Annotated in this window: 11 protein-coding genes; 7 read left to right on the top strand and 4 right to left on the bottom strand. The window is 73.5% G+C overall.

The window, feature by feature from the left end:
* Positions 1 to 19: 19 nt before the first annotated feature.
* A complete protein-coding gene (gene pgi / locus ACFQ8Y_RS08995) occupies positions 20 to 1738 on the bottom strand; it encodes a glucose-6-phosphate isomerase (protein ID WP_430551490.1) in 1719 nt (572 codons plus the stop codon).
* A 103-nt stretch (positions 1739 to 1841) separates the two neighbouring features.
* On the opposite strand from pgi, the gene ACFQ8Y_RS08990 reads away from it, so the two are divergent.
* On the top strand, positions 1842 to 2327 hold the full coding sequence (locus tag ACFQ8Y_RS08990) for a DUF1269 domain-containing protein (protein WP_430551489.1): 486 nt from the start codon (positions 1842 to 1844) through the stop codon (positions 2325 to 2327).
* 90 nt (positions 2328 to 2417) lie between these two features.
* Here the strand turns inward: ACFQ8Y_RS08990 and ACFQ8Y_RS08985 are convergent, their stop codons facing one another.
* Positions 2418 to 2705 carry a hypothetical protein gene (locus ACFQ8Y_RS08985; protein WP_430551488.1) on the bottom strand — a complete coding sequence of 96 codons (288 nt, stop codon included), beginning with the start codon at positions 2703 to 2705 and terminating at the stop codon, positions 2418 to 2420.
* Between the two features lie 205 nt (positions 2706 to 2910).
* On the opposite strand from ACFQ8Y_RS08985, the gene ACFQ8Y_RS08980 reads away from it, so the two are divergent.
* Both ACFQ8Y_RS08980 and ACFQ8Y_RS08975 read left to right on the top strand, forming a co-directional pair.
* Positions 2911 to 3648, top strand: coding sequence for a copper homeostasis protein CutC (locus tag ACFQ8Y_RS08980; protein ID WP_430585260.1), 738 nt, complete (start codon positions 2911 to 2913; stop codon positions 3646 to 3648).
* Positions 3645 to 4361 (top strand): DedA family protein, encoded by a 717-nt coding sequence (locus ACFQ8Y_RS08975; protein WP_430551487.1) that lies wholly within the window; start codon positions 3645 to 3647, stop codon positions 4359 to 4361. Before ACFQ8Y_RS08980 ends, ACFQ8Y_RS08975 begins: the two co-directional genes overlap by 4 nt.
* Before the next feature lie 140 nt (positions 4362 to 4501).
* Here the strand turns inward: ACFQ8Y_RS08975 and ACFQ8Y_RS08970 are convergent, their stop codons facing one another.
* On the bottom strand, positions 4502 to 5548 hold the full coding sequence (locus ACFQ8Y_RS08970; RefSeq protein ID WP_430551485.1) for a LacI family DNA-binding transcriptional regulator: 1047 nt from the start codon (positions 5546 to 5548) through the stop codon (positions 4502 to 4504).
* Positions 5549 to 5745: 197 nt separating this feature from the next.
* On the opposite strand from ACFQ8Y_RS08970, the gene ACFQ8Y_RS08965 reads away from it, so the two are divergent.
* From ACFQ8Y_RS08965 to ACFQ8Y_RS08950, 4 genes are all read left to right on the top strand, one after another.
* Positions 5746 to 7065: an ABC transporter substrate-binding protein gene (locus ACFQ8Y_RS08965; RefSeq protein WP_430551484.1), complete on the top strand. Its 1320-nt coding sequence runs from the start codon at positions 5746 to 5748 to the stop codon at positions 7063 to 7065.
* A 168-nt stretch (positions 7066 to 7233) separates the two neighbouring features.
* Positions 7234 to 8205 carry a carbohydrate ABC transporter permease gene (locus tag ACFQ8Y_RS08960; protein WP_430585259.1) on the top strand — a complete coding sequence of 324 codons (972 nt, stop codon included), beginning with the start codon at positions 7234 to 7236 and terminating at the stop codon, positions 8203 to 8205.
* A complete protein-coding gene (locus tag ACFQ8Y_RS08955) occupies positions 8202 to 9101 on the top strand; it encodes a carbohydrate ABC transporter permease (protein WP_430551482.1) in 900 nt (299 codons plus the stop codon). The genes ACFQ8Y_RS08960 and ACFQ8Y_RS08955 overlap by 4 nt, the downstream gene beginning before the upstream one ends.
* Entirely contained in the window at positions 9098 to 11566 is a 2469-nt protein-coding gene (locus tag ACFQ8Y_RS08950; RefSeq protein WP_430585247.1) for a beta-glucosidase, read from the top strand. The genes ACFQ8Y_RS08955 and ACFQ8Y_RS08950 overlap by 4 nt, the downstream gene beginning before the upstream one ends.
* A gap of 13 nt (positions 11567 to 11579) precedes the next feature.
* Here ACFQ8Y_RS08950 and ACFQ8Y_RS08945 read toward each other — a convergent pair whose 3' ends face one another.
* Positions 11580 to 11984: a hypothetical protein gene (locus tag ACFQ8Y_RS08945; RefSeq protein WP_430585246.1), complete on the bottom strand. Its 405-nt coding sequence runs from the start codon at positions 11982 to 11984 to the stop codon at positions 11580 to 11582.
* Between the last annotated feature and the right edge of the window lie 9 nt (positions 11985 to 11993).

Below are 11993 nucleotides of genomic sequence, written 5' to 3'. Positions count from 1 at the left end.
CAGGTTCAGGCGCGCAGGTTCAGGCGCGGTGCTCCCGGTAGTAGCGGATGAGCGCCTGCGTCGAGGAGTCCTGCGCGGCGAGGGCGGCGTCGTCCCCGGACACGGCCGGGGCGATCTCCAGGGCGAGCTTCTTCCCGAGCTCCACCCCCCACTGGTCGAAGCTGTCGATGCCCCACACGACGCCCTGCACGAAGGTGATGTGCTCGTACAGCGCGACGAGCTGGCCGAGCACCGACGGCGTGAGCGCCGGCGCGACGATCGACGTCGTGGGCCGGTTCCCGGAGAAGACACGGGCCGCGACGATCTCCTCGGGCGTACCCTCGGCGCGCACCTCGTCGGCCGTCTTGCCGAAGGCGAGCGCCTTGGTCTGGGCGAAGAAGTTGGCGAGGAACAGCTCGTGCACGTCGGCGCCCGCGGCCACGGTCTTCCCGTCGCCCTCGTCGTCCTTGAGGGGGTAGGCGGGGGTGGCGACGGCGATGAAGTCCGCCGGGATGAGGCGCGTGCCCTGGTGGATGAGCTGGTAGAAGGCGTGCTGCCCGTTGGTGCCCGGCTCGCCCCAGAAGACCTCGCCCGTCTGGGTGGTGACGGGGGAGCCGTCCCAGCGCACCGACTTGCCGTTGGACTCCATCGTCAGCTGCTGCAGGTACGCGGGGAAGCGGTGCAGCTGCTGCGCGTACGGCAGGACGGCGTGCGTGTGGGCGCCGAGGAAGTTGTTGTACCAGACGTTCAGCATGCCCATGAGGACGGGCACGTTGGCCTCGAACGGCGTGCTCCGGAAGTGCTCGTCGACGGCGCGGAAGCCCGCGAGCAGGTCGCGGAAGACGTCGGGGCCGAACGTGATCGCCAGCGACGTGCCGATGGCGGAGTCCACGGAGTAGCGGCCGCCGACCCAGTCCCAGAAGCCGAACGCGTTGGCCGGGTCGATGCCGAAGTCGGCCACCTTGTCGAGGGCGGTCGAGACGGCCACGAAGTGCGCCTTGACGGCGGCCTGCTTCGCGTCGGGGTCGTCCTCGATGACGCCCGCCGCGATGAGGCGCTCCCACAGCCACGCCCGGGCGAGCCGCGCGTTGGTGAGCGTCTCCAGCGTCCCGAACGTCTTGGACGCCACGATGAACAGCGTGGTCTCCGGGTCGAGGTCCGCCGTCTTCTGCGCGACGTCGGTGGGGTCGATGTTGGAGACGAACCGGGCCTCGATGGCGTCGTCGCCCGTGCGGCCGTACGGCTTGAGCGCCTCGTAGACCATGACCGGCCCGAGGTCGGAGCCGCCGATGCCGATGTTGACCACCGTGCGCACCGGCTTGCCCGTGACGCCGGTCCACGCCCCGTCGCGGACCTGGTCGGCGAACGCGCTCAGCTTGTCGAGCTCGGCCTGGACGTCGGCGTCGACGTCCTGCCCGTCCACGACCAGCGGCGGCTGCGTGCCGGGGGCACGGCGCAGCGCCGTGTGCAGGACGGCGCGGTCCTCCGTGACGTTGATGTGCTCCCCGGTGAACATCGCCTCGATGCGCTCGGGCAGGCGCACCTCGTTCGCGAGGCGGACCAGCAGGTCCAGCGTCTCGTCCGTGGCGAGGTTCTTGGAGAGGTCCACGTGCAGGTCGCCCGCGACGTGGGTCATGCGCGCGGCGCGGCCGGGGTCGGCGGCGAACCAGCCGCGCAGGTCGCCCCGGAACTCCTGGTAGTGGGCGTACAGGTCGCCCCAGGAGGTCGTGGTGGTGGGATCGACGGGGGAGGAGGTCATGGGGCCAACGGTACTGACCGCCCGGCCCGGTTGCGCGGTCTGTTCACGCTGCCAGGATGACCATCAGCCGGGGACGGACCCGGCCCGGCGTCGGGAGGTACTCATGGCGAATTTCACGGTCTGGAAGTTCGACGACCCGGGTGCGGCCGACCGCGCCTTCAAGGCCGTCAAGGGCGGCGAGGCGGACGGCCTGGTGAAGGTCGTCGACCACGCGGTCGTGAGCTGGCCGGAGGGCGAGCGGAAGCCGGACACCCACGGCTCGCACGACGACACCGCCAAGGCCACGGGCTGGGGCGCGGTCTGGGGCCTGCTGCTCGGCGCGCTGTTCTTCCTGCCGGTGCTGGGCGCGGCCGCCGGCGCGGCGATCGCCGGCATCACCCGGTCGCTGTCCGACGTCGGGATCACCGCGAAGGACCTCGAGAAGATGAAGAAGGAGATCGTGCCCGGCACGTCGGCCCTGTTCATCGTCACCGAGCCGATCGACCCCGACCGGCTGGCGGAGCGGCTGCACGGGATCGACGCGACCCTGGTCAGCACCAACCTCACCGACGCGGAGCGCCGGAACCTGCTCGACGCCTTCGGGCAGTGAGCACCCGGGCGGCCCTGGCGCCGCCCGCACGGCGAGCCCGTCGCGCCCCTCGGGGCCGGCGGGCTCGCCCGTGCCGTCGGGACCGCCGTGTCAGGCGGGCTGCCAGCGGTTGCCCCACCGCCGGGTGAGCGTGCCGCCGAACGTGTCGGCCAGCGTGTCGACGCGGTCGTGGACGGCGTCCGCCACGCGGTGCGCGGCGGCGTCGTCCTCCGCCGTGAAGCGGACCGTGACGCGTGCCCGGCCCCGCACCACCCCCACGTCGTACGCCTCGACGGTGACGAGCCCGCGCGCCGCGTCCGCCGCGGCGGGCAGCACGTCGGCGGGATCGACGCCCGGCTGCAGCAGGCCGACGGCGAGGCTCACGCGGTAGGAGGGCACCCGGCGATCCTGCCACCCCGCGGGCAGGCACCTCCGACCGGCACCTCCGACCGGCACCTCCGACCGGCACCGTCCCGTCACACGTCGCCCCGGTCGTCGTCACCTGCGCCCCCGTAGACTCGCGGCCGTGACTGCGGACCCTTCGACCGAACCCGTCCCCGAGCCCGTCAGCCCCGCTCAGCCGCGCGATCGCCGTGGCGTCGCCCTGGAGATCGCGGTGCAGGACGTCGCGGGCGCGCGCGTCGCCGCGGCCGGCGGCGCGGACCGTCTCGAGCTGTGTGCCGCCCTCGCCGGCACGGGGGGACTCACCCCGTCGACCGGCATGGTCGCGGCCGTCGCCGACGCGCTGCGCGGCTCGGGCGTCGGCGTGCACGTCCTGGTGCGCCCCCGGGCCGGGGGCTTCGTGTTCGCGCCCGACGAGGTCGACGTGCAGGTGCGCGACGTGCGCGCGGTGCTCGACGCCGGTGCGGACGGCGTCGTCGTCGGCGCCATGACGGCGGCCGGAGAGGTCGACGCCGCGGCGCTCGCCGCGTTCGTGGCCGCGGCAGACGGTGCGGCCGTCACGTTCCACCGTGCGATCGACCAGGTGCCCGACCCGGTCGCCGTCCTCGACGTCCTCGCGCGCGCCGGCGTGCGCCGCGTCCTCACCTCGGGCGGCGCCCCGCAGGCCGGCGAGGCCCTCGACGTGCTGGCGGCGCTCGCCGCGCGCGGCCGCGAGCTCGGCGTCGAGATCATGGCCGGCGGCGGCGTCCGCGTGGACGACGTCCCCGCCCTCGTCGGCGCCGGCGTGCACGCCGTCCACCTCTCCGCCCGGCGCACCGTGGTCGCCGACGGCGGCCCCGGGGGCGGCGGTGCCGGCGGGTACGACGTCACCGACCCCGGCGTCGTCGCCGCGACCCGCGCCGCCCTCGACGCGGCTCTCCAGGACGAGGCGGGCGCGTGACCGGCGTCGTGCACGCCGCCGCCGTCGCAGCCTCGGCGACGGACCCGTCCGCCGAGTACGACGGGTTCATCGGCTGGGTGCTGAGCCTGATGACCACGCTCGGCGAGGTCGGCGTGGGGGCGGCGGTGCTGATCGAGACGTTCGTGCCGCCCATCCCGTCAGAGGCGGTGCTGCCCGGCGCGGGCTTCCTCGCCTACGCGGGGCACATGAACGCGTGGCTGGCGATCCTCGCCGCCACGATCGGCGCCGTCGTCGGCGCCTGGATCTGGTGGTACCTGGGCTGGCTGCTCGGGCGCGACCGCACCCGCGCGATCGTCGACGCCATCCCCCTCATGGACGGCTCCGACTTCGACAAGGCCGAGGCGTTCTTCGCGAAGTGGGGGCGCGTCGCGGTCCTCGTGGGGCGCTGCGTGCCGCTCGTGCGCAGCTTCATCTCCATCCCCGCGGGCATCGAGCGCATGCCGTTCTGGTCGTTCACGCTCTACACGGCCATCGGCTCGGGCGTGTGGAACGGCATCTGGGTGGGTCTCGGCTATGCCTTCGGCCCCGCCATCGAGCCCGTGCTGGCGCAGTGGAGCGGCATCATCTCGAACGCCGTGCTCGTGGTCATCGGGCTGCTCGTGCTCTGGTTCGTCGTGGTGCGGCTGCGGCAGCGCCACCTCGCCCGCCGTGGCCCGCGCGAGCCCGAGCGTCGGCACCGTCGGGCGCGCTGACCCTGCCGAGGTAGCTCCGGGCCCGGCGAGGTAGTTCGAACCGCGCCGAGGTAGTTCGCGTCGTGCCGAGGTAGTTCAGACCCCGCGAGGTAATCCTCGACTACCTCGCCGAGTCCTCGACTACCTCGCGGGGGTTCGGACTACCTCGGCGGGGGCGCCGTCGAGGCACGGACGACGAGCGACGTGGGCAGCCGCAGGTGGCGCTCGCGGGCGGTGCCCTCGAGGAGGTCGAGCACCATGCGCAGCGCCTCCGCGCCCATGCGGTGCAGGGGCTGCGCGACGGTGGTGAGCGGGGGAGCGCTGCCCCACGACTCGGGGATGTTGTCGAAGCCGACGACGGACAGGTCCTCGGGGACGCGCAGGCCGAGCTCGCCGGCCACCTCGAGCACGTGGATGGCCGACAGGTCGTTCGCGGCGAACACGGCGGTGGGGCGGTCCGGCCGGTCGAGCAGGGTGCGCACGGGCGCGTCGGCGAGGTCGGGGCGGTAGCCGCCCACCTTGATGAGGAGCGGGTCGACGGCGATGCCGGCGCCCTCGAGCGCCTGCCGGTAGCCGAGCTCGCGCAGCCGGGCGGACTCGAGGTCGGCACGGCCGCCCAGGTGCGCGATCCGCCGGTGCCCGAGGTCGATGAGGTGCTCGACGGCCTCGCGGGCGCCGGTCGTGTTGTCGGAGTCCACGGTGGGGGTGCCCTCGGGCCCGGTGTGCGGGTCGACGGCGACGACGGGCACGGGGGAGTCGGCGGACATCACCATCGTCGGCGTCACGACGATCGCCGCGTCGACCAGGGTGCCGGCAAGACGGGAGAGCGACCGCCGCTCCCAGCCCGTGCGCGCGCCGCCGTCCGTGCGGCCGGCGTAGGCGAGGAGCTCGTAGCCGGTGCCGTCCACGGCGGCCGAGATGCCCTTGAGCAGCTCGGTGGAGTACGGCTCGAACTCGGCGACGAGCACGCCGATGACGTTGGTGCTGGTGCGGCGCAGGCTGCGGGCGACCAGGGAGGACTCGTAGCCGAGCTCTTCGACGACGGCGAGCACCCGTTCGGACGTCCCGGCGGCCACGCCGTACCGGTTGTTGACGACCTTCGACACGGTGGCGACCGAGACCCCGGCGACGCGGGCGACGTCGGAGATGGTGACGCGCCCGGCGACAGGTGCGGTGGGACCCCTGGGCGGGTCGGCGGCGGTGCTCACGAGTCGACAGTATGCGCCATACGGGCGGCGATGACGCGTCGTCGTCGGCGTCCGAGCCGGCGACGGGTGAGGTTTCGAAATCGTTATCGACAACGATTGACGAATCGACGGCCGGCCTGCCACTCTCGTGCCAGGAACACTCCTACCTTCGCGGCAGCGTCGCTGCCGTGCCCGTCGACGAGGACAAGGGATCGATGATGACGAGGACGAGGATCATCCGCGGCGCCACCGCGGTCGCGCTCGGGACCACCGTGGCGCTCCTGGGCGCCGCCTGCGCGGGCCAGGGCACCGGCTCGCAGGGCGACGACGACGGCGGCAGCAGCGCCGACGCCAGCACGATCACGTGGTGGCACAACTCGAACACCGGCGAGGGCAAGGAGTACTACGACAAGCTCGCCGCCGACTTCGAGAAGGACCACCCCGGCACCACCGTCGAGGTCAGCGCCATGGCGCACGAGGACATGCTCACCAAGCTCGACGCCGCCTTCCAGTCCGGCGACGCGCCCGACGTCTTCATGGAGCGCGGCGGCGGCGAGCTCGCCGACCACGTCGAGGCCGGCCTGCTCAAGGACCTCTCCGAGCCCGCCGCGGAGACCATCGACAAGCTCGGCGCGTACATGCCGGGCTTCCAGGTGGACGGGGCGTCGTACGCGCTGCCGTTCTCCATGGGGGTCGTCGGCTTCTGGTACAACAAGTCGCTCTTCGAGAAGGCGGGGATCACCGAGACCCCGACCACGATGGACGAGCTGTACGACGTCTTCGCCAAGCTCAGTGACGCCGGCGTCACGCCCGCTTCGGTGGGCGCGGGCGACAAGTGGCCCGCCGCGCACTACTGGTACTACAACGTCATCCGGCAGTGCGCCAAGGACACCCTCGACGCCGCCATCGCCGACGTCGACTACTCCGACCCGTGCTTCGTCAAGGCGGGCGACTCGCTCGACGAGCTGCTCGCCACCGAGCCGTTCAACAAGGGCTTCCTCACCACGCCCGCGCAGACCGGCCCCACGTCGGCCTCGGGCCTGCTCGCCTCGGGCAAGGTCGCGATGGAGCTGGCCGGCCACTGGGAGCCCGGCGTCATGCAGGGGCTCACGGAGGACGGCTCCGGCCTGGGCGACGACACCGGCTGGTTCCCCTACCCGTCGATCGACGGTCAGCAGGGCACCGACGGTGCGCAGATGGGCGGCGGCGACGCGTGGGCCGTGTCGAAGGACGCGCCCGACGTGGCGGTCGAGTTCGCCGAGTACCTGCTGAGCGACGAGGTGCAGACGGGCTTCGCCGAGCTCGACATGGGCCTGCCGACCAACCCGGCCGCGTCCTCGTCGGTCTCCGACCCGGCGCTGGCCGAGCTGCTCGAGGTGCGTGACGGCGCCCCGGAGATCCAGCTGTACCTCGACACGCTCCTCGGAGCGTCGGTCGGTGGCGCGATGAACGACGCGATCGCCCTGCAGTTCGCCGGCAAGGCGACCCCGCAGGACGTGGTCGACGCGGTGCAGTCCGCCGCGGAAGCGGACCAGTGACCGGACGATGACGGACACCGCAGTCCGGTCCGCCGACCGTGCCCCGGCACGGGCGGCGGGGCCCCCGGCCGGGCGGCCCGGCCGGGGCCCCCCCCGGGGCAACCGGGCGGGGTTAGCCCGGGTTGGGTAGCCGGTGGCCGCCCGCCGCCCCGCCCCCCGGGCCCGGGCATTCTCCCCCCCCCCGCTGGCGGCCCCCCCCCCGGCCCCCGGGCCGGGCGGGGGCACCGCCGTCCGGAGCGCCGCGGCCGTGCCGCCGCCTGGCGCAAGCGGGCGGAGATCGCCCTGTTCGTGACGCCGGCGCTCGCGCTCCTCGTGGCCTTCGTGGTGGTCCCGATCGCCACGGCCGTGCAGATGTCGCTGTACAAGTGGAAGGGCTTCGGCCCGATGGTCGACTTCGTCGGCCTGCGCAACTACGTGTCGGTGCTGACCAACGAGGTGTTCACCGACGCCGTCGTGCACAACCTCATCATCGTGGTGGGCTCGATCCTGCTGCAGCTGCCGCTCGGGCTCGCGATCGCCCTGCTGCTCAACCGCAAGATGTGGGGCCAGGGCCTGCTGCGCACGATCATCTTCGTGCCGTACGTGCTGGCGGAGGTCATCGCCGGCGTCGTGTGGTTCCAGCTGCTGCAGCCGCAGTACGGCGTCATCGACACGCTGCTCGCCGCCGTGGGGCTGCACGGGCCGGAGCAGGGCTTCCTCGGCACGCCCGAGTACGCGCTGTGGACCGTGCTCGTGGTGCTCACCTGGAAGTACCTCGGCCTCGCCGTGATCCTCTTCCTCGCCGGCCTGCAGGGCGTGCCCGACGAGCTGTACGAGGCCGCACAGCTCGACGGCGCCTCCTGGTGGCAGGTGCAGCGCCGCATCACCATCCCGCTGCTCGGCCCGACCATGCGCACCTGGGGCTTCCTGTCGATGATCGGCTCGCTCCAGCTCTTCGACATGGTGTGGATCCTCACCGGAGGCGGGCCCGCGAACGCCACGACGACGATGGCGACGTTCCTCGTCAACGAGGGCACCAAGCGGCAGAACTTCGGCATCGCCGGCGCCGCCTCCGTGGTGCTGTTCGTCATCGCGCTGGTGCTCGCGCTCGCGTACCAGAAGTTCATCCTGAGCCGCGACAGCAAGGAGGGCGGCCGATGAGCGCCGTGACGACCCCCGCCCGCACCTCTGGCCGCAACCCCGCCCGTGCGTCGTCCGGCGGGGCGCGGAAGAAGTCGTTCTCCGGCGGGAGCCCGCTGGTCTACGCGATCGCCCTCGTCGTGGTGGCGGTGACCCTCGGGCCCGTGCTGTACGGCGTGCTCGGCGGGTTCCGCTCCAACGCCCAGCTCGCGGAGGACCCGGCCGGCCTGCCCAGCCCGTGGGTGTGGGACAACTACGCCGGCGTGCTCGCGGCGGACTCGCCGTTCTGGGGGTACTTCCTCAACTCCACGATCATCGCCGTCGTCACGACCGCCGTCGTCGTGGTGTTCGGCATCATGGCCGCCTACCCCCTCGCGCGGTACCGCTTCAAGGGTCGCGAGGCGTTGTTCATGGTGTTCGTGATCGGGCTGCTGTTCCCCGCCACGGTGGCGATCATCCCGCTGTTCATCCTCATCACGCAGAACTACCAGATGGGCAACACGTGGTGGGGCGTGGCGCTGCCGCAGGCGGCGTTCGCGCTGCCGATGACGGTCGTCATCCTGCGCCCGTTCCTCCAGGCGCTGCCCACCGAGCTCGAGGAGGCGGCGCAGCTCGACGGCGCCAGCCGCATCGGGTTCTTCTGGCGGATCCTGCTGCCCCTGTCCGGGCCGGGGATGGTGACCGTGGGCGTGCTCGCGTTCGTCGGCTCCTGGAACGCCTACCTCCTGCCCCTGCTGCTGCTGCAGGGCGACATGCGGACGCTGCCCCTCGGCGTCGCCGACTTCTCCTCGGAGCACTCGGCCGACACCGCGGGCGTGTTCGCCTTCACGACGCTGGCGATGATCCCTGCGCTGGTGTTCTTCCTCGCGATGCAGAAGCGCATCGTGAACGGCCTGCAGGGAGCCGTGAAGGGATGACCCAAGGAGAGCACGTGACCCACCCTGTCCCCACGGTGCCGGAGCTGCCGGCGCTGCCCGTGGTGTCCGAGCGCGTGACCGCGCTGCACGCCCGCATGACCCTGGAGGAGAAGCTCGCGCAGCTGGTCGGCTACTGGCTCGACAAGGGCGGCGAGGTCGTCGCCCCCATGCAGGGCGAGATGGCCGCCGGTGACGGCGGCCGCCTCGAGGAGGTCACCCGGCACGGCATCGGCCACTACACCCGCGTGTACGGCACGCGGCCGGTCGACCCGGCGGAGCGCGCCGCCTGGCTGTGGGCGGAGCAGCAGCGGCTGCGGCGCGAGACGCGCCTCGGCATCCCCGCCCTCGTGCACGAGGAGTGCCTCACGGGCCTGTCCGCGTGGAAGGCGGCGACGTTCCCCACGCCGCTCGCCTGGGGCGCGTCGTTCGACCCGGACCTCGTGGCCGAGATGGGCGCCGTCATCGGCAGGTCCATGCGGGCGCTCGGCATCCACCAGGGCCTCGCGCCCGTGCTCGACGTCGTGCGCGACCCCCGCTGGGGCCGCGTCGACGAGTGCATCGGCGAGGACCCCTACCTCGTCGGCACGGTCGGCACCGCGTACGTGCGGGGCCTGCAGGACGCCGGCGTGCACGCCACGCTCAAGCACTTCGTCGGGTACTCGGCGTCGCGCGCCGGTCGCAACCACGCGCCCGTCTCGGCGGGCCCGCGGGAGATGGCCGACGTCTTCCTCCCGCCGTTCGAGATGGCGGTGCGCGACGGCGGCGTGCGGTCGGTCATGGCGTCGTACGTCGACGTCGACGGCGTGCCGATGCACGCCAGCGCGGAGCACCTCACCGGGATCCTGCGCGACGAGTGGGGCTTCGAGGGCACCGTCGTCGCGGACTACTTCGGCGTCGCGTTCCTCGAGGTGATGCACCGGGTGGCCGCGGACCGCGGGCAGGCGGCCGCGCAGGCGCTCGCGGCGGGCCTCGACGTCGAGCTGCCGTCGGGCGACGCCTACCTCGAGCCGCTCGCGGAGGTCGTCCGGGCGGGCGGGCTCGACGAGCGGTACGTGGACCGCGCCGTGCTGCGCGCCCTCGCGCAGAAGGAGGAGCTCGGGCTGCTCGACGACGACGCCTTCGCCGGCGAGCCGCCCGCGGTCGTCGACCTGGACTCGCCCGCCCACCGGGACGTGGCGCGTCGTCTGGCGGAGGAGTCGCTCGTGCTCCTCAGCAACGACGGCGTGCTGCCGCTCACGCGGTGGAGCGCCGCCCCGGTGCGCGTCGCCGTCGTCGGCCCCAACGCGCACCGCAGCGACGCCCTCATGGGCTGCTACTCGTTCGCCAACCACGTGCTGGCGCACCACCCCGAGGTGCCGAAGGGCTTCCACATCCCCACCGTGTTCGAGTCGCTGGGCGGCGCGTTCCGCTCCGCGGGGCTGCCGCAGCCCGAGCTGGTGCACGCCGCGGGCTGCGACGTCGAGGGCGAGGACACGTCCGGCTTCGCGGAGGCGGTCGCCGCCGCGTCGTCGGCCGACGTGGCCGTCGTCGTCGTGGGCGACCACGCGGGCCTCTTCGGCCGCGGCACCGTGGGCGAGGGCAACGACGCCGAGTCGCTGGAGCTGCCCGGCGTGCAGCGCGGGCTCGTCGAGGCCGTGCTCGCCACCGGCACCCCCGTCGTCATGGTGGTGCTCAGCGGCCGGCCGTACGCGATCGACTGGGCGCTCGACGTCGCGGGCGACTCCGACGACCGGCGCCCGGGCGCGGTGCTGCAGGCGTTCTTCCCCGGCGAGGAGGGCGGCACCGCGGTCGCCGCGGCGATCGCCGGCGCGATGAACCCGTCGGGCCGCCTGCCGGTGTCGCTGCCCCGGTCGGCCGGGGCGCAGCCGTACTCGTACCTGCACCCCGTGCTGGGCGGGCCGTCCGACGTCACGTCCACCGACTCGACGCCGCTGCGACCGTTCGGCTTCGGCCTGTCGTACACCACGTTCGCGTACACCGACCTGGCCGTCGACGGCGAGGTCGCCGCGGGCGGCACGTTCGCCGCGGCCGTCCGGGTGACCAACACCGGGACCGTCGCCGGGTCGGACGTCGTGCAGCTCTACGGGCGCGACGTGGTCGGGTCGGTGACCCGGCCCGTGGCGCAGCTGCTCGCGTACCGCCGCGTCGCGCTCGAGCCGGGGGAGTCCGTCGTCGTGACGTTCGCCGTGCCGACGACCCGGCTCGCGTTCGCCGACCGCCGCCTCGTGCGCGTCGTCGAGCCGGGCGACGCCGAGGTGTGGGTCGGGTCGCACGTGGCCGCCACGCCCGACGCCGAGGCCGAGGACGTGCAGCACGCCACCGGCGGGGCCATCACCAGCGCCCGCCGCTCGGAGAAGCGCGACCTGCCGGGGACGGCGACGCCCCGCGCGACGCTCGTCGTCACCGGCGACACCTACGAGGTGACCGTCGCCGACCCGCGGGTGGTGACGTCCACCGTGGCGTGACGGCCGGGGCGGGTCATCCCGTCTCCGGCACCCGGCCGCTCGTCGCACGGAACCGTGCGGCGAGCGGCCGCGCCGTCACCAGCACGAAGACGGCGAACAGCGACTGCGGGACGAGTCCGGCCAGGCCGTCGCCCGTGGCCGCGAGCATGCTCCCGTTCACCGCGACGTCGGCGACCATCACCACCACGCCCAGTGCCACCCCGGCCCGCCGCCGCAGCAGGACCAGCGTCACGACCAGCGGGTCGACGACGGTCAGCGCCACCCAGAACGCGCGGACGCCCGCGGGATACCCGGCGTAGACGTCGGTGCCGCCCAGCACCAGGTCGACCACGTGGGTCGTCGTCCCCACGAGGAACCCGGCCACCCAGAGCAGGCGCACCACGCCCAGGGCGCGTGCGGACGACCGTGGCGAGGGCACCACCCCAGA

The organism is Isoptericola sp. NPDC056605, assembly GCF_042792795.1.
In the GTDB taxonomy this organism is placed as follows: domain Bacteria; phylum Actinomycetota; class Actinomycetes; order Actinomycetales; family Cellulomonadaceae; genus Isoptericola.
Note: the sequence above shows the minus strand (reverse complement) of the source record. Positions and strands in the feature narration are given on the sequence as shown.

What these genes read in the sequence shown, in the direction of transcription:
- pgi (WP_430551490.1), bottom strand. Translation starts at nt 1,738, where the DNA reads ATGACCTCCTCCCCCGTCGATCCCACCACCACGACCTCCTGGGGCGAC.
- ACFQ8Y_RS08990 (WP_430551489.1), top strand. Translation starts at nt 1,842, where the DNA reads ATGGCGAATTTCACGGTCTGGAAGTTCGACGACCCGGGTGCGGCCGAC.
- ACFQ8Y_RS08950 (WP_430585247.1), top strand. Translation starts at nt 9,098, where the DNA reads ATGACCCAAGGAGAGCACGTGACCCACCCTGTCCCCACGGTGCCGGAG.
- ACFQ8Y_RS08965 (WP_430551484.1), top strand. Translation starts at nt 5,746, where the DNA reads ATGACGAGGACGAGGATCATCCGCGGCGCCACCGCGGTCGCGCTCGGG.
- ACFQ8Y_RS08955 (WP_430551482.1), top strand. Translation starts at nt 8,202, where the DNA reads ATGAGCGCCGTGACGACCCCCGCCCGCACCTCTGGCCGCAACCCCGCC.